This window comes from Novosphingobium sp. BL-S-21 (assembly GCF_055521655.1).
Window position 1 is genome coordinate 1,611,839 of sequence record NZ_CM145495.1, and the last position, 22,881, is coordinate 1,634,719.

A 22,881-nucleotide genomic window follows, 5' to 3' on the forward strand; every position below is an offset into this window, starting at 1 on the left:
TTCAAAGCTCCAGGTCGAACTGGTCGCCGCGCTCGGCGGCGCCCAGCGCATAGGTGACGCGCACAAGCCGTTGCTGCGCCGCCTGGTCGAGCACGCGCTTGTCCGATGCGGGATCATCGTCATCCGCCGTGAGGCCCAGCGGATCGCTGGCGACTTGCGGTTCCTGGGGAGGCGCATCGATTTCGGCTTCGGGTTCGACCGTACGCGCCTGTTCCACGCCGCCGGTGACGACCTTCTTGCCTTGCGGCTCCTCTTCCACGAATTCGCTGGCAGGCGGTGCCAATCGGTCGTCGGTGCCGCGAACCTGCCCGGACCAGTCATCCTTCCGCGCAGGCGGCGCATCAGCGTAGCCTTTGGTGCTCAGCTGCGGCGGCGCGATCACGCGCTCTACGAAAGCAGGCTCCTCAAAGTAGCGCAGCTTGGTGGCCCGGATCGGCGGCGAGCCGGAGGCAAGCACAAGTTCCTCGCGCGGATCAAGCTGCATGACTTCGCCCGGCGTCAGCAGCGCGCGGGCCGTCTCCTGGCGGCTGACCATGACATGCGAGAGCCAGGGCGCGAGCCGGTGCCCGGCATAGTTGCGCATCGCGCGCTGCTCGGTCGCGGTTCCGAGGGCATCGGACAGGCGCTTGGCAGTGCGTTCGTCGTTAGTCGCGAAGGCGACGCGCACGTGACAATTGTCGAGGATGGAGTTGTGCTCGCCGTACGCCTTCTCAATCTGGTTGAGGCTCTGCGCGATCAGGAAGACCCGGACACCGTACCCGGCGAGGAACGCGAGACTGGTTTCGAAGAAATCCAGGCGGCCGAGAGCGGGAAACTCGTCGAGCATCATGAGCAACCGATGCCGGCCCGCCTCTGAGTGAACCGAACCATGCTCGAAGCGCAGTTCCTCGGTAAGGCGGCGGCCGATCTGATTGAGGATCAGGCGGATCAGCGGCTTGGTGCGGCTGATGTCCGAGGGCGGCACCACCAGATAGAGCGAGGCCGGGTACTTCCCGTCGACAAGGTCGGCAATCCGCCAGTCGGATGCCGCCGTCACCGCCGAAACCGTCGGATCGCGGTAAAGTCCCAGGAACGACATGGCCGTCGAAAGCACGCCTGACCGCTCGTTGACGGACTTATTGAGCACTTCGCGTGCGGCCGAGGCCACGACCGGATGGACCAGCGGCGCTTCCAGCGTGCCGAGGTGATTGGTCGACATCATCGCATGGAGCGTGTTGGCGAAGCTGCGCGCCGGATCAGAAAGGAAAGTGGCGACGCGGGCGAGGGTCTTTTCCTCCTCAGCGTATAGAACGTGGAGGATCGCGCCGACCAGAAGCGAGTGACTGGTCTTCTCCCAGTGGCTGCGGCGTTCCAAAGCGCCTTCAGGATCGACAAGGATGTCGGCGATGTTCTGGACATCGCGGACTTCGTGAATGCCGCGGCGCACTTCAAGCAGCGGATTGTAGCGCGCCGAGCGGGCATCGGTGGGATTGAACAGCAGGCAATGCGAGAAGCGCGCCCGCCAGCCGGCGGTCAGCTGCCAGTTCTCGCCCTTGATGTCGTGGATGACAGCAGAACCCGACCAGCCCAGCAGCGTCGGAATGACAAGACCAATGCCCTTGCCCGAACGCGTCGGCGCAAAGGCCATCACATGTTCAGGACCGTCGTGGCGCAGATAATCGGCACCGACCCGCCCGAGAAACACGCCCTTCTGGGCAAGGAGCCCGGCCTTGCGGATATCCTTTTTGCTCGCCCAGCGCGCAGATCCGTACGTGGTGACATTGCTGCGCTGCCGCGCGCGCCAGACCGAACCGGCGATCGCCGCCGCGCAGCCGACCAGTCCACTGGAAGCCGCAATGCCGCCCGCCTTGTCGAACACGACCGGAGCGTAGGCATCGAACTCGAACCACCAGATGAAGATCGCCCAAGGCGCGTAGATCCTGCGCCCCAGCAAAACGAACCAGGGGCTGCCCAGCTCGGGCTGGTAGGCGAGTTCAGCCGCCGCCCACTGGGTTGCCAGCCAGACACCAACAAGGACGATCGCGAAAACGACCATCATCTGTCCGATGAGGAGTTTTGTCGGTGTCATGATAGCCTCCGCACGCCGCGGATCGCATCCGGCGGCGTCGGGGCAAGACTCCCGGAAATCCGCGAGAGATCACAGTCCCTGTCTGGTGCACCCAGGTGTCTTTCGGATGCACTTCAAAACCTGGAGAAGCTATTTTGCCGTTGCTGCCGCGATGAGCGAGTCGATAAAGGCGCCCAATTCCGCACCGTATTGGATGAGCGGATGATCTGCCGGTTGATTACGCGATATTAATCATGACAATGCCGCCTCACGAAGGCATGCGGCATATCATGACGAGCGATACTCAGAAGGTTACCAAGTACTGGCGCAATTCGCTGGCCGATGCAGAACTGGGCCGCGGCACGTTCACTCAAAAGGACGCGGACGATTTTCTAATCGTCGACCACGCCAGCCTCAACGCCGGCCGCCTCCCTTCAAATCTCGTTGCCGCCCTGTTCGGCGCTAACGCCTCGCCGGATGAAACCTGTGCAATCATCCTGCGCCCCTTCGTCTTTGCCTCCCGGACCGAGCGCGGCCAGAAGCGCGGCAGCCTTCCGGAAGTGGTGACACCGGTTGCGACACGGATGACGGTAACCCGCGACGGGCGCCTCATCCGTCCGGTCAGCAGCGTTGTCCCGCGCGACATTCTTGAGCCCTTGCACCGAATGGCGTTTACGGTGGGCACGATTGATGCGCTCGACACGTTTGTCACCACGCACCCGCTGTCCGAAGACTGCCAATGGCAGGACTACGTCGAGCACGCCGAAGGCCTCATGGAAGGGGTCGCATCCGCGATTGAGGAAGACCGACGCTTCGAGCTCGTGCCGCATGGATATGTCCAGCGCTCGGGCGGGCATGGCAGCATGTCGGCCAATGTTCTGGCGCTCTACGACCAGCTCGAGCTGGACAACGCTTACGGCCCGCTTCTGGCCACATTCGCCGGCCAGAAAGAGCAGCGCACCGAGCCATGCCTCCCCGAAAACTCGTGTTTTTCGGAGCGCCTCGGCCACTCGAGCGATACCTATGCGCTGGCCGCCGCGCAGCGCGAAGCGCTTGCCCACCTGTCGGCCTCCAAGGACGGAGAAGTCCTTGCGGTCAACGGCCCGCCCGGCACCGGCAAGACGACCATGCTCCTCTCGGCCATCGCGACGCTCTGGGCCAAGGCCGCGCTCGAACAGGGTGAAGCGCCATTGATCGTCGCGACATCGACGAACAACCAGGCCGTAACCAACATTCTCGATGCGTTCGGCGCCGACTATGCCAAAGGCACCGGGCCTTTCGCCGGGCGATGGCTTCCGGCCCTGCGCAGCTTCGGGTCCTATTTTCCATCGAAGCGGCGCGAGAGCGAAGCTGCCAAGACCTATCAGATTGCCGCCTTCTTCGATCGCCTCGAGGAAGCCGATCAGGTCGAGCAATGCCGTCTTGCCTATCTCGACGCGGCAGCAAAAGCGTTCCCCCATCTTCAACCACTGACCGTCGCAACCGTCGTCGCGGCGCTGCACCAGCGGTTGACCGATCAGGCGCAGATGCTGTCAGCGATCGAGCTTGCGTGGGAGGCACTGCTCCAAGCACGGGTGGCCGTTCATGCCGACCTAGGCGCAGATCCGCGCCAGGCGCGCGCCGATCGGGCTGAAACTCTCGAAGCGGCCGAGGCAGAGCTGCACCGGACACAAGCGATCTCGAGCCTCTGGGACCGGCACCAGGCCTCCGAGCCGGTTGTTCACGCCCTGTTTGGCTGGCTCCCTGCGATCGCAAGACGCCGGCTTGCCGCAGCCAGGGCGGTCCTTGCTGCAGATTGGTCCGGCCCTCTCCCGGAATGGACAAGCTTGGGCGACATCTCGTCATCGGTGAGGACTGAAGTTGCTCAGGCGCAGGCAGCGGTGGGCGAATGTATTGCCGCGCTCGGCCGCGCTGACGCAGCGATCGCTGGCGAAGCCTCCGCGCTCGGCACCTGGGCTAATGCCCTCTCGGTGCTTTCGATTACGCCGGAAGCAGCGTCTTCCATGACGCTTGCCGATGCCGACGAGGCTGCGGATCGCCTGCTTCGCTTCCCGATCTTCCTGACGACGACGCACTATTGGGAAGGACGCTGGCTCCTCGACATGGCGGCTGACCCGGACATTCCGGCCAAGCAGAAGAAAACCGGGCGAATTCCAATGACGGCGCGGTGGGCACGCCGCATGAAGCTGACGCCCTGTGCCGTATCGACATTCTACATGCTGCCGCGTCTGCTGTGCGCAAGCCGGTTCCAGGACGGGGATTTTCTGCCGGATTACCTCTATGGCCAGATCGATCTCCTGATCGTCGACGAAGCCGGACAGGTCACCCCGGAAATTGCCGGGGCGTCGTTTGCCCTTGCCAAGCGCGCGCTGATCATTGGAGACACCGCCCAGATCGAGCCAATCTGGAGCGTGCCCAGCCGGATCGATGTCGGCAATCTGCGGCAGGCCGGCCTCATTGACGGTGACGACAATGGTCCGGATCTCGCCGCCTTCCTCGAGACAGGCCGCGCCGCGTCTTCCGGCAGCGTGATGAGGGTTGCGCAACACGCGTCCCGCTATCACCAGGATGCCGATCTCGAACGCGGCCTGATGCTCTACGAGCATCGGCGTTGCTTCGACGAGATCGTCTGGTACTGCAACGACCTTTGCTATCGCGGGAAACTCCAGCCAAAACGCGGGCTCAAATCGGAAGCCCGCAAAAGCGACGGCCTTCCTGCCCTCGGCTACCTTCATATCGACGGTCGGTGCGATGCTATCGCTGGCGGCAGCCGCCGGAGTGCTCTCGAGGCCGAGACGATCGCCCGCTGGCTGGCCGATCGTCAGGAGGAATTGCTGGCCTCCTACCCCGGCAAGACCCTCGCTGACATCGTCGGCATCGTCACACCGTTCGCAGGTCAGGCCCGGGCCATCACATCGGCGCTCGGCCGCCAGGAAAGCCTTGCCGGTGCCAACGTGACGATCGGTACGATCAATACGTTCCAGGGCGGCCAAAGACCGGTAATCCTGTTCTCGCCAACCTACTCGAAGCACTCAGACGGCAGTTTCATCGACGCCAAGGCCAGTATGCTCAACGTGGCGGTATCACGCGCGATGAACAGCTTCCTGGTGTTCGGCGACATGGACTGCTTCTCTTCAGCGGCGCCGGGCAGCCCGCGCGGCCAGTTGAGACAGCGGCTTCTGGCGCACGAAGGCAATCGACTGTTGTTTGACGCGCCTGAGCGGCCGGATCTCACGCGCGAGGCAGGCCTAGTCCACCTTACCGATCTCGATGCCCATGACGGATTTTTGCGCGATGTCCTGGAGGAATGCCGCAGCGATATTCACATCGTCACACCGTGGCTGACGGATCGCGGTCTGCAGGGTGCCAGGATTGTTCCACTCATCGAAGCCGCTGCGAACTCCGGCGTCTCAGTCACGGTCTATACCGACCGCGCTCTGAATGATTGGCGCAGTAAGCAGGACAAGGGCGCCATCGAGAGCTTTGCGGCAGCAAAAAAGAACCTCGAAGGTGCCGGTGCCATCGTCGTTGAAGTGAAGGACGTGCACAGCAAAATCGTGATGGCCGACAACAACGTCTATTGTGTCGGATCATTCAACTGGCTCAGCGCGGCGCGTGAAGGCGCCTTCGTTCGCCACGAGACCTCGCTCGCGTATCGTGGGAAAAGCGTCTCGCCTGAGATCGAAACCATGAAAGACAGTTTGCGGAAGCGGGCGATCATCTGATCCATCCCGGGCCAAGTAGAGGGGTATACTGTAAAGAACGGCTCATGCCCCACTAGCGACGGCCGGGTACCCGTGAAAAATCGGCTTTACTTGGGGCGGGGATGGGAAGACAAAGGCGCCCTCCGATAAACCTCAGAAGAGGGACTTTCCATGTCCGACACCGAGCAGCCAGAGCTCGCCCGCCTGACAGTTGAACTGCTCAGCGCCTTTGTCTCCAACAACACCATCTCGAGCGATGCGCTCCCCGCCCTGATCGAGGCGACGCGCAACGCACTCGCCGGAGACGCCGGGAAGCCGCAGGTCGAAGAGCCAGAATACAAGCCGGCTGTTTCGGTTGAAGAAAGCCTTGCCTCTCGCGACCACATTCTCAGCCTTATCGACGGGAAGCCGTACAGGGCACTGAAGCGGCATCTGGCCAACAACGGCCTTACCCCGGACGAGTACCGCACGCGCTACAATCTTCCTGCCAGCTACCCCATGGTTTCGCCGAGCTATTCCGAGCAGCGTCGCGCTTTTGCCAAGGCATCCGGTCTTGGCGGCAGCGGTAATGCAGTAGCACGCGCGGCGCCGGCCACACCCAAGTCTCCGGAAACCTCGGCGCCCGCGCCGGCGAAGACCGGTAAGGCAACCAAGGCAGCACCAAAGCCGGCCGCTTCCAAGCCGGCGCCCGTTGCCAAGGCTGTAACCAAGGCATCGAGCAAGCCTTCCGGAAAGGCAGCGCCAGCGCCGCAGACCGCCCCTGCCGTAGCGGCCCCGGCTGCCAAGGCTTCGGCTTCGAAGGTGACAAAACCTGCTAAGGTTGCGACCCAGCCGACGCCCAAGTCCGCCGCCAACATCGCCGTCGCTCAAGAAGCCAAACCGGAAGCAAAGAAGGCGGCCGCAACGAAGAGCGAGCCTGCAAGCACGGCGAAGGCTGCGAGCGCCGCATCGGCAGCGCCCGCTTCAGCCCCCGCAGCTGGCGAACCGGCTGTTAAGGCGCCGGCAGCAAAGAAGCCTGCGGCAACGAAGGCCGCCAAGGCAGCAACGCCTGCAGCCGTGAAGCCGAAGGCCGCAGCCGCCACGAAGGCCAAGGCCCCTGCTCTGAATAAGACCCGCACGAAGCTTGGTATCAAGGTCCCTGCTGCAGATACGCCGGCAACGGCGGCGTCCGCTCCGTCGGCACTTGCCAAGGCAACAACGGCCCAGAGCACCGCAGACACGAAGGCCTGAGGGCCAACCCATTCGGCATCTAATTGCCGGTCTGATTAACTTCGAAGGGGCGGCCATCCACGACCGGATGGTCGCCCCGCTGTTTTCCGCTTCGCCAAAAGACCGTCGGCGCCTAACGATCACGAAATCTCCGGCCCCGATCGGCCGCGCCCGAACTGCCAGTTGATACCGGCTTCGCGCATGATCCCGCCAGCCTGCTGCCCAAGCTGTTTCTCGAGCACCGGCCGCCATGGAACGAGCGTGAATTCGTGGCTGCGCTCGATAAGAGCAAATTGATCGGAAATCCCGTCGATCCGCCGGCTTATCTTTCCTTCGATCCAATCGCCCGACTTCGCCTCGGTGAATTCCTTTCCAAGCTCGCTGCAAAGGCCCGCAGCAATCCGCAGCAATTCACGCCTCTGCAGCAACGCGAGGACATTCTGCCGCAGCCTCACGCCGCTCGGCGCAAAATCGGCCAGGTCCTGCTCGACCAGCCACTGACGCCGCTGATCCAGACCCGCGCGAACTTCCCGGCCGAAACCCGCATCACGCATGACCAGTCCGGAAGGGGAGGCAAGTTCGCGATCGAGCCAGGTCGCACCTTCCATCCCGGCCATCCGGCCCACTGCTCCCGCGCCCAGCATTTCCACATTGACCGGCCGGGCCTGCACATCCCGCTGCTCGAAGCGTTCGGCGATTGCCAGATGCCCTTCAGAAATCCGCCAAGAGCCGTCGATTTCTCTGGTAACTTCGAACCGTGCCCGCCGCATGGTCTCGAGCCTGCGCACATGCGTTTGCGCATAGGCATGGGTGACGGAGCGGTCGTGGCATTGGTGTAGCGCCACTGAATACCGCCCCTCATTGGCCTGCGACACCGCCAGCACATTGCGATCGATTTCACGCACCTCGGGTATCCTGGGGCTGACCCGGACAATGGCATCTCGGGGCAACTGTTCGACGGCGGTTGCCGGCCCGATATCGACATAGTGGGAGCGACCATCGATGCCATCGACCAGCAGGAAATGCCGGTCGCGATGTTCGTCCGCGAGCCCGCGGCAAATGACCCGGCCGACGATTGGTCCCGTTTCCGGCGAGTAGATGCGCTGGTCCTGTCGCTCCAGCCTGGCCCGCGTGACTTCGCGCTGCATCAGGCGGATGATGTCGCCGCGCTCTCCCATGACCCTCAGGGTTTCGTCGAGCCTATCGGCAAGCTGCCAGCGCCCGTCCCCCAATTCGCTGGCAAGATCCATCCGCTTCAGAGCCTGCAGGCGCCCCGCCTCCAGTGCTTGGAAAAATGGATCACGGTCGTGCGGAGAGACGCACCGATCGGCATCCATCCGCCCCAAGAGCCGGCGGTCGAGACCCGTGAGCCGCTCCTGCTCCATTTCGTGACGCAGACGCGCTTCAATTTCATGGTCCGCGCGTGGTCCGAGATCGAGAGACATGAGCTCCACCGCGCGTTCGCGGAAGCCATGGGAAATGTAATCGCGGGCAATGACCAGATCCTTGCCTCGATCATCTATCCCGCGAAGCACGATATGGGTGTGGGGATGACCGGTGTTGTGGTGATCAACAGCCACCCACTCGAGCTTGGTTCCCAGATCCTCTTCGACCTGATTCATGAGCCGGCGGATGTAAGGTTTCAGATTTCCATACTGGTCGCCGTCCTCGGCCGAGACGATGAAGCGGAACTGGTGCCGGTCGTCCTTCGACCGTTCGAGAAATTCCGCGCCGTCCATGCGGTCGTTGTCAGGGCCATACAGCACCCCCCTTTCACCCTCCTTCGTCACGCCGTCGCGCTGGATGTAATGGAGGTGCGCCTTGAGGGCGCTGGCGCTACGCCCGCGCACCTTCACCAGCCTCGTCTTCGCGACGACACGGCGGGCCCGATATCCCGCCAGCCGATCCCGCCCCGAAAGCGCGCGGCCGAGCGCAGCTCCGCGACCGACACGGCTGCCGACGAACTTGCCGCCTTTCTTCCCACTGCCAATCAGCCCCGCTGCGACGGCAACGCGGCTTGCATATCTCACCACCTTCCTCGCGCGCACATCGCGTTGCCGGCCGAGGCGCGGCTCGAAATCATCGTCGAAATCCATGCAAAGCCTCCCGAATAGCCATGTCTCGCGAAAGTCTCTTCGCAACTGCTTCAGTCTCTCGGAAAAACGATGTGCAGACAGAAACTTAAGCGTGTCGCGAGACACGCCTTCTATCTTGTTGTACCGCCGACCTCCGCCACTTACCCACTATCCAGCCCATATCACGCGCTTCGGCCACTATCTGACCCTGGTACAGGGAACGCCGCCCTGAACGCAGACAATGGCCGGGACGCAGGTACCGGATCACCTACGTCCCGGCCGCAACTTCTCGCGCTGCCCTCATCGCAAGGATGCGTAGGCCGCGCGCGCTTCACCCTCGCTTGCGCAATTGCACCGCGCAACGAGCCCCTGCGCTTGCCCCTCGCCATCCACAATGCTCACCGCTGCGAACCAGCCCCCATCGAGCCGCCCCAGCACGGCCACCCGATCGAGCTCGCCATCCTCATCCTCGCCGTATTCCCAAGCGCCTAACCAACGCTCGCACACCCGCGCATCCCACACAAAATCGCTCTCCTCCGCTTCCAGAAACCGCGCTGCCAGTGCGCCTGCCGCACCGCGCCCGAACTCGATTTCGAGCCCTGCCACCAGCTTCGCCATGACCTGATCCGCCGCAGCCGAGATGTTCACGTAAGCAACCATGATAGTTTCCTTCGCCTAAGCATCCCCGCCTTTCGAGGACCCTTCCCGACCGACGGTTGGCGCGGCGGCTGTCAGGGCCGCGCCGGCTTGCCGGTGCGCCGCGAAGCGGCGGCGGAGGAACCGATTTTGTTGCAGGAAAACAAACAAACTCGCGCGCGAAGCGCGCTCATTCTCTGCAGCAAAATTGGAGGGGCCGCCGGCCTTTACAGCCGTCGCACAGACCGTCACGCTGGTAAGTCCGAGAGAGGTGTTGACCTCTCGGCCTCGCGCACGATTTGCAGACAAGCTCAGTCCGAAAAGATCGGCGGCCTTCCAGGACGTAGCGATCAGGGCACTGCGCGGACCGCAAACATCGGATCGACGTCGGACCTGGTTTCATCCGCTGCCACCCTACCGTCCGAACCACCTTTGCCGATGGCGATGAACATCGTATGCCGGGCGGAAGCGTCGATGTGGCGGCCCGGATCGATCGCGGGGACGTTCACGCCCGCCGCTACTTGCGCAAGATAGCTGCGCGTCTCTGCGGGAAGCGATTGCACGCCTGCGAGGTACTTTTCGTAACGTGAAGGCCCGGCATCGTAGGCTGCAAACAGGCCAGGATAGCCGAAGCGATCGTATAGCAGGCGTAGGTAGAACGTCCCTGCCAGAATATTGTCGCGTGGGTCGTCGGGATCGTTTCCGAGCCCGAGACGGGCGCGCATCTCCGCCCAGGTCCTGGGCATGAGTTGCATCAGTCCCATGGCGCCTTTGACGCTGCGGATCGGACGGCCTCCCAGCTGAGTGCGCCCCCGGCTTTCGGCACGCATGACCTGCGCGATCCAGCTGGATGGCACGCCGAACCGCGTGGACGCCTCGGCGATGTGGGGAGCCCAGCGCGCGATTCCCTCGGCGCCCGCGGCGCTTGCGGGGCAGGCGGCACTTGCCGCAACGATCGCTGCGAGGGCGATCAGATCTTTCAGCGCGCCCATATGCGCCTCGCCGGTCCGATGATGTCCGCGCTGCCCGTGATCCCGAAATACCGACCGTCGAAGGAGTCCGGACTATCCTTCATCAGCAGGAAATACTGGCCGTGACGCAGCCGCCAACATCCTTCCCACCAAGGCATCGGACGTCCCTGTCCGTCGCGCAGCCGGCGCTCGACAGTCGGCACCCCATCGATGAAAATCAGGCGCCCCACCGCGCAGACTTCGTGGCCCTTCGAAGCGGCGACACGCTTTACCAAGGGAACGTTGCTGGGCAGATAGCGACGGGCTGCGGCAAATTCCCGCCAGGCAAAAGGCATGCGCGCAATGACCGTCTCCCCAAGCTGGACATCCCTTTTGCGATTGACCCAATAGAGCCCCATTGGGGCACTTGGGCTGGCATTCCAGACCAATAGCGGTGCCGGTGGCAACGACGCCGATCCGCCGAGAGCTCCTACCCAGAAACCGGCCAGCACGGCTAAGATCAGGCGCCTCCGGAAGCGGCGCTTCTCGGCGCGTTCCTGCGTTCCCAGCGGCTTCAGCGCTGCCTCGCTACGAGGGGTCACCAGCCCGCTCACCGGTGGAATGCCCGGCCGGAGTTGGCTTCGCTCCAGGCATCGAGATCGTCGATGTGGTACTGGATGAACCGGCAATGTCGGCGGTAGATCGGGCCGCCGCCGCACCGCCTGATCCGGAGCAGAAGGCGGATGGATATTCCGAGATAGTTGGCAGCTTGGGGCGTGTTGAGGAACGGGGAGCCGCGCTTTGCGCGCTGCGCGCGATCGATCTCGTCAGAATTTTTCATGGTGTCCCTTCCATGCATCGGGCGACGCCGGGCCGCCCGTCAGGGACACTCAAATGAAGGACAATTCGCCGGTCAGGCAGAGTCGAAAACGGCTATAGGGAAATTCGACTCCCGAGTGCTCAACCGCTCTCAGTCCTGCGCCAGATTGATCGCGGACACCTTTCCGTTTCGCGCGACAAGGACTTCATAGAAAATGCGCTGGCCGGCCGTCAGTTTCGTCAATCCCGACGTCTCGACCGCTGACAAATGGACGAAGCAATCGGCGCCGCCATCGTCAGGCGTGATGAAACCATAGCCGTTTCGAGCATTGAATGTCGCTACCCTGCCTTTTGGCATGCATGCCCCCTATTACGGGAGCATGGTTTTCCAGATGGTCTTTTGCGTCAACCCGGTGGCGCGCGCGACGCGGGGTCGTGTAACAATCCGGCACACCGGCCAATCGCAGAAAAGATGCTAGGAACCAAATCAGAGTTCAGAAAATCGCTTTTCCGCGATGGCTTGAACTGCTGCTTGAAGCGCCTGCACCCGATCGAAAGTCCAATCCAGTTCGGCATCGTTGATCGCGTAGTGGGGCGAGTAACGGCCTTTGATGTAGGCCAGGTGCAGAAGTTCGAAACAGCGACGGCCAAACTTGTCCTCGCGCGGCCAGATCGGGATCAGATCGCGCGCAACGTTCTCGGCACGACCGCGCAGGAATTTGAGATGGTGCGACAGCGGGCAGTGAAGCGTCCTGAGCGCCAGGATAGCCTGATAGGATTGCTCGGCAGCCTGATGAAGCAGGAACGCCGCATGGTTGTTCGCTCTCCGCGACAGGGCAAAATCCGCCATATCGAGGAAGATCTTGGCACTGTCGAACCACTGACGATAAAGCTGCTGGGTTTGCAGGCGAAGTTCATCGCGACCGATCTTTCGGGGCGTTGGGAACTGCATCGGGCCGCATTGGTAGAGGGCAATTCCCCTGCGCAATACGTCGACAAAAAACGGGCGTCCGTGTCCGAGTTGCCGGTTGAATTCTTCCAGCGAGTGAACGATCAGGTTTGGGTGGGCCGATAGGCGCTTGGCAATCGAATACTCACGCGCGAGTGCGTCCTTCGCCTTGCTCCATTGATCGACTTCGTCGGCTAGCCGCTCGTGATTGACAATGACCAGGATATCATAATCCCATGCATGACCGGCCATCGGGCGGGCATCCCAGTCGGCACCCGCATAAGCACCATAGAGAATGACACTCAGGATCCGGCCCCGCCTCTTCCAGGGCTGTGTCGCGCGGGCGATGAGGTCCTCGAATTCCGAGAAGATGATCTGGACTATCCGGTCGAGGTCGCTTCGCTTCTGTCCGGGTAAGTGGCCAAGATCAGTCTTCATAATCACCTCGCGTCAGAACGTTCGGCGGGAGACCCCAGTCACCGACGAACACCCTACGCAGGAGACCACACTTTTCAGTCCAGCGCTTTGCCTAGGTGCTTCTCACAGATCGACCTGACCTCGGCTTCGAGCAGTTCGATGCGCTCGACCAACCACTCGAGCTCGACATCACGAATGACATAGTGTGGAGAATACCGGCCCTTGACGTAGGCCTGGTAGAGCAGTTCCCAGCAACGCGTGCCGAACTTAGTATCGCGCGGCCAGATAGGAATCAGATCCCGAGCAATGTCCTCGGCGCGACCGCGCAGAAACTTCAAATTGTGCGATTTCGGGCTGTAGAGTTTCAGCACCAGCAGCACCGTGTGGTAGAAGTTTTCCGTCGCCTGATGTAGCTGAAACGCAGGAATATTATCTCCGCCTTGCGCTATCAAGAATTTAGCTGCTTGGAGAAACTGACTTCCACTGTCGAACCACTGTTTGAAGTGATTCTCCGCCTCGATATGGGCAAGACCTGTATCAAGGGGCTTGGGCATTTCGAACTGCTGGGCTTCCAGTTCGTACAGCACGATGCCCTCGCGCACGATGTCAACGAAGAACGGCCGTCCGCGCGCGAGCTGGAAGTTAGCGTCCGCCATCGAATGGACGGTGAGCCCGACAGGCGCCGAGATCACTTTGGTAATGTCGTATGCGCGATTGAGGTGGTCCTTGGTCTTGCCCCAATACTCGGCTTCATCGGCAAGGCGCTCGTCGCTGACCACGACGAGAATGTCGTAATCGGAATAATACCGGCCGACTGGATCTGCGACCCAATCGCCTCGCGCGTACGAACCGTAGAGGATCACTTTCGTGATCCGACCCTGCTTCTTCCAGCCCTGGGTCGCCAGTGCGAGCACGTCCTCGAATTCATGGAAGACGATCTCCACCACACGCTTCAGGTCTGCGCGCTTTGCTTCCGGGAGATGGCCAAGATCTGTCTTCATAATCACCTGATTCTAGACGAGTTCTGGGCGAGAACAACACTTGTATTGGGCCCGAAGCGAAGAAATCCCCGCGCCGGATCGGCGCGGGGACTGGTTATCAGTCGGCCGGATTCCAGATGATCGCGAAGGTGTCCTCGTCGTCCCGGCCTGCGGCTCGCCCGAGATTGGCGTAGAGCCGTCGGGGACCGAATTCCGGGGCCGCCAGGCTTAGCGACACGTAGTCGTTGCCCGAGCTTTCGCTGCGGCGCAGCCACCCGGCGCCGACCTCGACCCCGCCCGAGGAAACCCGGTAGTCGGGCTGAGCGTCGCTGGTCTTGCGCGGGTTGGGAGTGATCTCGATCTCGGCGCGGACCGAGAGGGTGCGAAGCTGGCCCTTGAAGCTGTGGCCATCGCGCGTGACATATCCGATTGCTGGCATTGTTCGTCTCCTGACTGGGTCGTCCCGGACCGATTTCCCGGACGATGGCAGACCGGCAGGAACGGCTCGCCAGGGCCCGCGAACCCTTGGGGCGAAGCGCATGCGAAGGACCGGAGCCGGCAGCTTATTTGCGAGCGAAGCGGCCGCGAGGAGACCGCCCTGCGGTCGGGGAAATAAGTTGCCGCGCGATGGTTTCGACGGGACTGCGACCGCTTCCAGGTCATTGCCTTTCGGATCCGGGAATGGGTGCGGGCGCCCGGGCTCGGGAGCACAAATGGATGCCGGCAATCGGATAAATCTCTTGCACGCGGCCAGTCAGCTTCGGCCGGATCGCGGCCGGCGATTTCGCGTCGATCTATTATCTTCAACTCGCGCAAGGCCTGGCGGGGCACGGACCTATTGCATTCGTTCGGGCAGAGTCGAGGTCGGCCGCGGGTGATAGCGCCCGCGGGATAGCACCAGGACACAGCTACCTCTCGTTCAGCCTCGTGGCGGACGCGAATTACGCTCCCCGCGTGCAGCCGGTCTTCAGGGCACGCGAACCGGGCGAGGACGACGGGGCCTGCGGAGCCGTCAGATCGGGATCCGGCCGACTGATAGCCAGTCCCTGCGGTTTCGGTCGGGCATCCATCCGCAACGCCGGGCCGGTTCATTCGGGAGAGGTGAAGCGGGCGCCCGCGGCCTGGGGCGTCATGACGCCCCAGCGTGGACCGCGACAAGCGACGGCAAGACAGCGCCAGGTTGGAGCAACGCAGGACGCGAAGCAGAACCCGCCAGCCTCACCCGAATTGGGTATCGCGAAGTTGACACAGAACAATGCTATCCAGCGCGGGCGCGACCAGGTCGGGAAACACGACGCAAGCGGCTGGAGGAGCCTGAAGTGGACATCTATACCTTGAAGTTCCCGGGTGACGGGAATGCAGCCGCCTTGCGTCTCGACTTCGATGCCGAAGACGCCGCCGAAGCGCTGGTAACCGCCCACCGGAAGGCGAGCGATGTGAGGGCCGGGCGTGCCGCCGAACTGTGGCAGGGAACTCGCAGGCTTTGCACCATCCAGCATGGATCTAACCCGGGCGAAAAACCGCCATCAATGCGTTTTCAAACGGCCTGATGCGCGAGACCGGCGAGCGCTGGCATCACGGGAAAGACCGCCCCGGGGGGCATTGGGGCGGTCCCCCTTAAGGGTTGTTGCGATCCGGGCAAAAGCGAGGCGCCCGATCGCATCCGCGCCGCTAGCCACGCTGCGGCTCCGGCAAAACAGGCTTTCGATCAACTGTTGGCCTGACGGGACGCTCCGCTTTTCGCATCGCGGCCCAGACCTAGCGCCTATTGCCTTGCGTCAGTGCCGGCGGGTGACGAGGCGCGTTTCGCCGCAGAGGCTGCACGCGCCTTTACTGCGCTCGAAGCGATTGGCTCCGACCAGTTCGCGGGCCACCTGTTCCACATGACCTGGCGGCGACAGATCCAGCGTCTGGGCGATGCAATCATCGCAGACAGGCTCCGGAGCGAGACGCGAAACCAGTTTTTCGATGGCTTGAAGTGCGCTTGTTTTAACTTCGGTCATTGCTTTCCATGGGTGCCATCGGCGGGGCTCGACGGCAATGAACTTTTGCTATCAGCGGCGAGGCCGCGCCTGCCAGGGCGCGGCCTCGCCGCCGAAACTTTCCATGGCCGCGACAAGATCGGCCGGAGGCGGAACGGTCCGCCTCCGGCCCATTTCGTCAGGCAGCTAGCCGGGAGCCATCGCCCTCCTTCTTCCCGTCACGCTCATCGCCATCGGCGATGCCGCAGCCGTGCTCGCCCGAATGAAATTCGTCCTCGCCAGGATCCGGGGCGGACACCTCGAACGCCCGGCGATGCGCGTCCACCGTGCCGACACCGCCCCGCTCGGTGTATTGAGAGGGCGGAAACGCCATCCAGCGCGGCACCCAGCCTTCGCGCTTCACGCGCCCGTCTGTGCCTGCAAGGTGGTCGCGGATGATGCCTTTCAGGGTCTTGCCCTTCTCCCTGCCGTTCGCGCTCGCAACTACCTCGCCCGCAACTTCTCCCACCATCGCGAGCAGGACTTCACGGTCGCGCAGTGTATCGAGGAAGGCCGCATCCGCCTGCCACCAACCCGCCATCGGGACAGTCATCTCCATGCCGACCGTTTCCACTGCCGCACTTCCCGCCGCAAGGCTCTCGCCCATCACCACGGTCAGGATTTCCATGACCATCTCGTCGGGAAGCTCGATGAGCCGTGCAAACAGGCCGCACAAATCCCGCGGCGATCCGCGCATGCCGCAGCAGGTTCCACCGATCCCACCCCCGCCAATTACAGTCGGCTCGTCTTCGGGCAGGTTGAGCAAGGCGAGCACGCTGCGGCGCGCGGTATCGAACACCGCTTCTGCCCGCGAGGTCTCAACGCTTTCCCTGACCGCGTCGCTTTTCACCGCCTGTGGCTCAGAGACGATCCGCCAAAGCGGCGATCCGGCGATGGCATGGGCGACCATGAGGCGGAGGGCAAGGCCCGGACGGCCCAGCAGTTCGGCGCGCACGGCGTCGTGGCGGTGCAGGTCGATATAAGTCTGGGTGATCGAAGTCAGTTCGGGACGCGCCGCCGTGGTAGCCGCGCCTTCGTCATTCCCGGCGCCTCCATTTTCCGAGCTGGCCTTGGCAAGCCGCACGGCCTCCTTGCGCGAGAGATACCCCTCATGAATGACGACTTCGCCATTGGCGCGCACGTCGAGGTAGACCCGCCCGCCCCTGCGCTTTGCGGTCTTCTCATGCTCCCATGAATGGAAGTGGCTTTCGGGAGGAAGCACGACAGCATCTGCCCAGCCAGCCTCGAGGTAGGCCAGCCGCTTCGCTTCGATGGCGGCGTTCTGAAGGTCCCAGAATGCTGCCGTATCAACGAAATAGGCATCGTCCCCGAACAGGTCAGCGATGGTGGAAAGCCCGCTGGCTTCGACATTAAAAAGAGCATGGCCAGTCGGCACTGACTGCCCCCCGAAGAGAAATGCTTTCAGCTGGAAGCCGCGAGGAGCATAGGCATCGGGATCGTCGGCGATGGCAAGCCATGTCTTCTGCTGCGCCTTCGAAGCCAACGTGAGGTGACGCACGGTCGCTGCGTCGATTTCCTCGGCGCGGTACATCTCCCGAATACGCGGGAGGAGATTGCCGAGTGCGAGAATGCGCTTCACCGCCAGATCGGGGAGGCCGAAGGTCTGGCCGATCTCCGCAATGCTGCGCCCTTCCCTCACCAACCGCGTGAAGCAGGTCCAGCGTGAGACTTCATCGGGATCTAGCCGGGCGATGTTCTCGATCAGCGAGGCCTCGACCGCGCTCGCATCGTCGGCATCGTCCAAAATCGCACAGGGCAGCAGCCTCGCCTCGTGCTCCGGCTCCCCGGCCGCAGCGCAGGCCGCGAGCCTTTCGGCTGCGACTAGCTGCGCGGCATGAAACCGGCGGCATCCGGCGACGATCTCGTAATGGCCGGCTTCACAGCCCGGCCGAACGAGAACGGGCTGCAGGACGCCGCGCGCCCTCACGGTCGGCAGGATGTCGGACACGTCTGGGGCCTTGCGCGCGTAGCGCATGTTGGATTTGCTGACGGCAAGGTTGCCAAGTGCAATAAACTCGAGTCTCATGGTGGCACTCCATATGTGAGTGCCGGTCCGTCCTTCAGGTGGAATGGTCGGGCGGACCGGCTTAGATCGGCGGGAGACGCCCGCCAGCGTCTTCCCCCTCAGCGGGGCGAAAGCCTGATGGCAGCCGGGTCCTCACGCGTGAGTCGGTCCAGCAACAGAGCGGCATCCCGGATCGATCCCGCAAGGCGCGATGCCTCGGCCCAGACCGACAAGCGGTGCCGGGTGGAGAAGCCGGTATCGCGCTCGATGGCGAGCCCCATGGGCAAGCGGATCGCCTCGATTTCGCGAAGCGAGCAGATGCCCAATTCCGGACTGCCAAAGCCAAGGTCGGCCAGTCCATAAAGGGTATCGTTGTCGGCATAGAGTTCGGTAATCAGCCAGACCGCCCGGCCCATCGGATTGAACAGGCGCACCAGCGGGAGCGGATCGAACTTCGGATTGGCCATGCAATGCTCGAAGTTGGCACTGAGCATGGCGCGTGTCGCGGCGCGGATGAGGGTGGTCATGCCTCGGCCCTCCCCTCTTTTGCAGGCAGGTCGGCGCTGTCCATTTCCTCGCCAAAGGGAATCCGCCCCCTATCGGGAAGCGATGCCTCGTAGCGGGTAAGGAGCCATTCCGCCGCTTTGCTCGCCATGCTGGCCGCGCGGAAGATGGCGCGGTTGTCCTCACGCAGCACCTCGAGCCATGCCCCGATATAGTCTGCATGGCGAACCGTTGGTACGATCCCGAGCGAAGCGCACAGGAAAGCCGAACCCATCTCAGCGACCATTTCCTCACGGGCGTAGTCCTTTGAACCGAAGGCACCTGTCAGATTACGATTGAGACGGGAACTATGGCCGGCTCCGTGGGTCAGTTCGTGCAGCGCCGTCCGATAGAAGTTCACCTGATCGTGGAACGCCTGCTGCGGCGGAACTTGGATGAAGTCCTGACCGGGCGAATAGAACGCTTTCGTCCCGCCGACGCGAAATTCGATTCCGCTTGCGGCAATGACGGCTTCTGCCACCGGCACGATTTCGCGCTCGGGCAAGGCAATCGGCGAACCAAGAAAATCGTCCGGCAGGCCTTCGCACTGGGCCACATTGAAAACCGTGAAGCGTTTGAGGAATGCAATTGAACGGGCATCAGTGCCGCTTTCCCTCGCCCGTACCTTTTCCGCCTCAGGCGTGAAGCGGTCGGCATAGACCACTTGCGTCCCATGCTCGCCTTTGCGGACATTGCCACCAGCGGCCAGCGCCTGCTTGAAGGTCAGCCAACTTTGAGAGGCCCAGCCGCCCGCGATCACCGATCCCCAAAGAATAAGCACGTTAATTCCGGAATAGGCACGCCGGGTCAGCGCATTGACGGGAAGTCCCGCGACGGGAGGACTTCCTCCGGCGACTTCATTGCTCCACGGCTGCACCCATGGCACCCGCCCCGCTTCAAGCTCGGCCATGATCCGGGCCGTGACCTCGTCGTAGAGCGAGGCCCTGCCTGATGCATTGGCCTTCCCGTCCTGATCCGATTGGGGCCTCGCGCATTGCGGGACCTTGGGATTGCTGCGCATGTCTTACCTCCTGCACTGCCCGCAAAACCCATCATGGGCCTCCCCCGAAAAGGCGGGGGGTGGGCGGCCCGGACGACCGACAGGGCCCGCATCAAGCGGCGCCTGCACCTGAAAGGCCGGAACGGATGTGGAGGAGCCGCGACGAAGGAGCGGCTTGCAGGGGCCGATGGCGGGCCCAGACGGTTGTCGAGCCCGCACCCCGACTTTGATCGGGAGAGGCTCACAACTGATGCCGCGCGCGGGCGCAGCCTGCGCGCGTCAACATCGAGGCGGGGTATGCCCCGCCGACCGCCCCTTCCCCCTTTGCGCGCCAGCGATCGAAACCGACAGGCGTGCGCCGTTGTGGCGCGAGAAGAAAGGAGTGTTCTACCGAACGAAACTTACTGGCACAGTTTCTGCCTGACCGACTTACCGGTGCTGGTGATGAGCCGGCTGAGATTCCGAAAGGGAAACGGGACCATAGCATGTCGGTGAAGGGATCGAAGCCTGACTCCGCAGTCGGGCGGCTGACCTCCGGGCAAGGTGCGCATGGTGAAGACTGGATTGTCTGAATCCCAGTTTCCAGCGGTTAATAGGTGAGCGATGGCGAACGCGGATGACACGCCATTTCGTGCAGGGCGAGGAGCGCGGCCTAGCGAATCGCCGCCAGTCTGCACGGCGCGGCCCCGGTCAGGGGATCATGGAAACGAACGGGGCACCTAAACGCATCGCGACTCCTCCTCGTGCAACTACGGGATCGCCTAAACAGGCCAGCGTATCGGACCTGCATGGCGACGGAGCCGTCATAGTACTCAAATGCCCGGTGTAATGGCCGGGACAGCCACCGCGAGGTGGACGGACCGGCGGTACAAGCGGCGAGTGATCGCCCGTGAAATCCGCCCGGTGCGGGGGAAGGACGGCAGTTCTGCGTAACTCGACCAATCGATGGAAAGGAACTGCTGATGCAGACCGCTATTATCCTGAGAAGGCTCGAGACTCTTCCGGCCCTGTCGCGGGCGGGAAAGCGGGTCAATGGTCTTCACCGCTTGTTGAGATCGTCGCATCTCTACGAACGGGCCTATGTCAAAGTATCCCGGAACCGGGGTGCAGCGACACCGGGCGTTGACGGGCAAAGCTTCGACGGCATGACGCTTGAGAGGTTAGCCAATCTCGCCCGGCAGGTGGCCGATGGCACTTACCGCCCCCGACCGGTCAGACGGGTCTATATCCCCAAGGGCAATGGCAAAATGCGCCCATTGGGCATCCCTACGGTCGATGATCGCATTGTTCAGGAAGCGGCTCGAATCGTCCTCGCGCAAATCTATGATCCTGTGTTCTCAAAGCATAGTCATGGGTTCCGCACGGGGCGCTCGTGCCATACGGCGCTCGAAGAGATCCGTAATACCTGGACAGGCATGAAATGGCTGATCGAGGTGGATGTTCGCGGGTTCTTCGACAACATCGACCATGACATCCTGCTCAGGATTCTCTCGAAACGCATCGATGACCCTCGGTTCATCGGTCTGATCGAACGGATGTTGAAGGCGGGCGTCATGGACGACTGGATGTTCGAGCGGACCTATAGCGGCACCCCTCAGGGCGGCGTAATCTCGCCCTTGCTGGCCAACATATATCTCCATGAGCTTGATGAGTTCATGGAGGAAATGCGGGTCGGCTTCGATCAGGGAAAAACGCGCAGGGCAAATCCTGCCTACACGCGTCTATCTCGCCAGATCGCTGATTATCGTGCCGAGATCGATGCGCTCCGCGCCGGTGGCGCGGACGATGCCGAGGTTCGTAACCTGTTGAAGCGGATCAAGGCAGTCACGAAAGAAAGGCAGGCATGTCCGTCTGTCGATCCAACGGACCCGGACTTCCGGCGCCTGCGCTATTGTCGCTACGCCGACGACTTTCTCGTCGGTGTAATCGGCAGCAAGGCTGATGCAACAAGGATCAGGGCTGAAATCGAAGCGTTCCTTCGTGATCGGCTCAACCTTGAAGTGTCACCGGAGAAGACGCGGGTCAGTGATGCATCGAAGGGATCGCCGTTCCTTGGCTTCCACGTTTGCGCCTTCACGTTGCGGTCTGCCGGATCAATGGCAGGGCGGTCGAAGGTCGGTGGCGGATCACGTCGTGTCCGTCGCCGACCAACGCGGGGCAATATCAAGCTGTGGGTGCCGAGGTCGCGGGTCTATGGGTTCTGCAGGCGCAAGAAACTCGGCAACCTCGATCTGAGGAATGGCCGGGTACGTCCGCAGTTCCTCGACTCCAGTGTCGCGGAAATGGTCATTGCCTACAACTCGGAGCTACGTGGCCTCGCCAATTATTATGCGATCGCAGACGGCGTGAAAAGCTCGCTCGACGGCCTTGAACTCGTCATGTTCAGGAGCCTGCTGGCTACCATCGCGGCGCGGCAGCGCATAACCCGGGCGCGGGCCATGGCAAATCTGAAACTGGGGACGGACTATGGCGTGAAAACCATGGTTCGGGGCGAACTGCGGGTCCAGATGCTCTGGAGGTTGAAGCACCTGAACGTTCGGCCTTGGCAACGGTCGGTCGTGGATAACACCACGGTCGGCTCACGCCTTGCGCTGAGCACAAACGATATCATCACACGCCTCAGCGCACGCGAATGCGAGAGCTGCGGCGATGTTGATGGTCCGTTCGAAGCGCATCATCCCAACAGGCTGAAGGACAAGCGGCGCGGACCGATGACGGCGTGGAAACAATCGGCTCGGCGGCGCGGAACTATCGTTCTGTGTCGCTCATGCCACGTCCATCTCCACGGCGGCCGGTTGACCAGCGGAATGGAGAGCCGTGTGCATTGAAAGGTGCAAGCACGGTTCGGGGGGAGGCGCTGGAACGTCCTTGAAAGAGGCGTTCCGCGTCGACCCTACCGAGACCCTCAAGCTTGCAAAGGGGCTCGGTGCCCTATGCGCGGAAACGGGGGCGATCAGCCCTTCAGCGCGTTGGCATAGAGCGCGGTCATGCCGCAGGCGTGAGGCGCCAAGATCATTGGTTTTTCGGCCATGCCTGTTTTCGAATAAATAGCATTGCACCACAGGCGCGGTGCGCTGGCTGTCTAGCTCGGCGTGGCCCAGCTGCGCTGCGCCGTGAATACCTTCAAAGCCCTTTGTAGTCCTTCGTCTCGAAGGACGGCCGGGGCTTCGGACAGGGAAAACCACGCCCGCTCGCGCACTTTCATTTCCGGCCAGCTGTCCAGCTCATCCTCCACCATCAAGGGATAGACCTTGGCGCGGCTGGGATCCATCAGGGCAGAAGTCGCGAGCGCCTGGTTCGACACGGTCCCACGGACGCCGGGTTCCTCGAAGGTCTCGATTGCGGCACGCTGCGAGGCTGCTTCACCAGGCTCGATCTTGCCATTTGGAAGGATCCATTTCCCCTTGCGCCGCGAGGTTACAAGAAGGACCTCACAGGTATCGTCATTCAGGCGGTAGGGAGGAGCATGGGATGAGCGGGCATCCCTCGACACTTTGCGGATGAT

Annotated in this window: 19 protein-coding genes; 4 read left to right on the forward strand and 15 right to left on the reverse strand. The window is 62.6% G+C overall.

All coding sequences use genetic code 11. The features are described from left to right. Nucleotide 1 precedes the first annotated feature (1 nt). Entirely contained in the window at nucleotides 2-2,068 is a 2,067-nt protein-coding gene (locus ACZ1J6_RS06350; protein ID WP_465127122.1) for a conjugal transfer protein TraG, read from the reverse strand. 233 nt (nucleotides 2,069-2,301) lie between these two features. Here ACZ1J6_RS06350 and ACZ1J6_RS06355 point away from each other — a divergent pair, with 233 nt between their 5' ends. Both ACZ1J6_RS06355 and ACZ1J6_RS06360 read left to right on the forward strand, forming a co-directional pair. Continuing rightward, nucleotides 2,302-5,772: an AAA domain-containing protein gene (locus ACZ1J6_RS06355; protein WP_465127123.1), complete on the forward strand. Its 3,471-nt coding sequence runs from the start codon at nucleotides 2,302-2,304 to the stop codon at nucleotides 5,770-5,772. A 150-nt stretch (nucleotides 5,773-5,922) separates the two neighbouring features. Then, nucleotides 5,923-6,981: a Ros/MucR family transcriptional regulator gene (locus tag ACZ1J6_RS06360; protein WP_465127124.1), complete on the forward strand. Its 1,059-nt coding sequence runs from the start codon at nucleotides 5,923-5,925 to the stop codon at nucleotides 6,979-6,981. A gap of 119 nt (nucleotides 6,982-7,100) precedes the next feature. Here the strand turns inward: ACZ1J6_RS06360 and rlxS are convergent, their stop codons facing one another. The 9 genes from rlxS to ACZ1J6_RS06405 all read right to left on the reverse strand — a co-directional run bounded on the left by rlxS (nucleotide 7,101) and on the right by ACZ1J6_RS06405 (nucleotide 14,225). Then, nucleotides 7,101-9,056, reverse strand: coding sequence for a relaxase/mobilization nuclease RlxS (gene rlxS / locus ACZ1J6_RS06365; RefSeq protein ID WP_465127125.1), 1,956 nt, complete (start codon nucleotides 9,054-9,056; stop codon nucleotides 7,101-7,103). A gap of 279 nt (nucleotides 9,057-9,335) precedes the next feature. Then, nucleotides 9,336-9,695: a hypothetical protein gene (locus ACZ1J6_RS06370; protein ID WP_465127126.1), complete on the reverse strand. Its 360-nt coding sequence runs from the start codon at nucleotides 9,693-9,695 to the stop codon at nucleotides 9,336-9,338. A 326-nt stretch (nucleotides 9,696-10,021) separates the two neighbouring features. After that, entirely contained in the window at nucleotides 10,022-10,663 is a 642-nt protein-coding gene (locus ACZ1J6_RS06375) for a lytic transglycosylase domain-containing protein (RefSeq protein WP_465127127.1), read from the reverse strand. After that, the gene (locus tag ACZ1J6_RS06380; RefSeq protein ID WP_465127128.1) at nucleotides 10,651-11,235 is read right to left on the reverse strand and encodes a S26 family signal peptidase; all 585 of its coding nucleotides are present in this window, start codon (nucleotides 11,233-11,235) and stop codon (nucleotides 10,651-10,653) included. The genes ACZ1J6_RS06375 and ACZ1J6_RS06380 overlap by 13 nt, the downstream gene beginning before the upstream one ends. Further along, nucleotides 11,232-11,462, reverse strand: a complete 231-nt coding sequence (locus ACZ1J6_RS06385; protein ID WP_465127129.1) for a DNA-binding protein — start codon at nucleotides 11,460-11,462, stop codon at nucleotides 11,232-11,234. The genes ACZ1J6_RS06380 and ACZ1J6_RS06385 overlap by 4 nt, the downstream gene beginning before the upstream one ends. A gap of 129 nt (nucleotides 11,463-11,591) precedes the next feature. Continuing rightward, nucleotides 11,592-11,798, reverse strand: a complete 207-nt coding sequence (locus ACZ1J6_RS06390; RefSeq protein WP_465127130.1) for a cold shock domain-containing protein — start codon at nucleotides 11,796-11,798, stop codon at nucleotides 11,592-11,594. A 129-nt stretch (nucleotides 11,799-11,927) separates the two neighbouring features. Continuing rightward, entirely contained in the window at nucleotides 11,928-12,827 is a 900-nt protein-coding gene (locus tag ACZ1J6_RS06395; protein ID WP_465127131.1) for a HEPN domain-containing protein, read from the reverse strand. 74 nt (nucleotides 12,828-12,901) lie between these two features. Next, nucleotides 12,902-13,807, reverse strand: a complete 906-nt coding sequence (locus ACZ1J6_RS06400; protein ID WP_465127132.1) for a HEPN domain-containing protein — start codon at nucleotides 13,805-13,807, stop codon at nucleotides 12,902-12,904. Between the two features lie 97 nt (nucleotides 13,808-13,904). Next, entirely contained in the window at nucleotides 13,905-14,225 is a 321-nt protein-coding gene (locus ACZ1J6_RS06405; protein WP_465127133.1) for a DUF736 domain-containing protein, read from the reverse strand. Between the two features lie 880 nt (nucleotides 14,226-15,105). Between ACZ1J6_RS06405 and ACZ1J6_RS06410 the strand changes: the two genes are divergently transcribed. Continuing rightward, the gene (locus tag ACZ1J6_RS06410; protein WP_465127134.1) at nucleotides 15,106-15,336 is read left to right on the forward strand and encodes a hypothetical protein; all 231 of its coding nucleotides are present in this window, start codon (nucleotides 15,106-15,108) and stop codon (nucleotides 15,334-15,336) included. Between the two features lie 228 nt (nucleotides 15,337-15,564). Here the strand turns inward: ACZ1J6_RS06410 and ACZ1J6_RS06415 are convergent, their stop codons facing one another. From ACZ1J6_RS06415 to ACZ1J6_RS06430, 4 genes are all read right to left on the reverse strand, one after another. Beyond that, entirely contained in the window at nucleotides 15,565-15,789 is a 225-nt protein-coding gene (locus ACZ1J6_RS06415; RefSeq protein ID WP_465127135.1) for a hypothetical protein, read from the reverse strand. Nucleotides 15,790-15,946: 157 nt separating this feature from the next. Next, nucleotides 15,947-17,854, reverse strand: coding sequence for a ParB/RepB/Spo0J family partition protein (locus ACZ1J6_RS06420; protein ID WP_465127136.1), 1,908 nt, complete (start codon nucleotides 17,852-17,854; stop codon nucleotides 15,947-15,949). Between the two features lie 98 nt (nucleotides 17,855-17,952). Next, entirely contained in the window at nucleotides 17,953-18,360 is a 408-nt protein-coding gene (locus tag ACZ1J6_RS06425) for a DUF2958 domain-containing protein (protein ID WP_465127137.1), read from the reverse strand. Continuing rightward, a complete protein-coding gene (locus ACZ1J6_RS06430) occupies nucleotides 18,357-19,397 on the reverse strand; it encodes an ArdC family protein (protein ID WP_465127138.1) in 1,041 nt (346 codons plus the stop codon). Before ACZ1J6_RS06430 ends, ACZ1J6_RS06425 begins: the two co-directional genes overlap by 4 nt. Before the next feature lie 941 nt (nucleotides 19,398-20,338). Between ACZ1J6_RS06430 and ltrA the strand changes: the two genes are divergently transcribed. Then, nucleotides 20,339-22,204 (forward strand): group II intron reverse transcriptase/maturase, encoded by a 1,866-nt coding sequence (ltrA, locus tag ACZ1J6_RS06435; protein ID WP_465127139.1) that lies wholly within the window; start codon nucleotides 20,339-20,341, stop codon nucleotides 22,202-22,204. Between the two features lie 254 nt (nucleotides 22,205-22,458). Here the strand turns inward: ltrA and ACZ1J6_RS06440 are convergent, their stop codons facing one another. Further along, on the reverse strand, nucleotides 22,459-22,869 hold the full coding sequence (locus tag ACZ1J6_RS06440; protein WP_465127140.1) for an NUDIX hydrolase: 411 nt from the start codon (nucleotides 22,867-22,869) through the stop codon (nucleotides 22,459-22,461). Nucleotides 22,870-22,881: the final 12 nt, after the last annotated feature.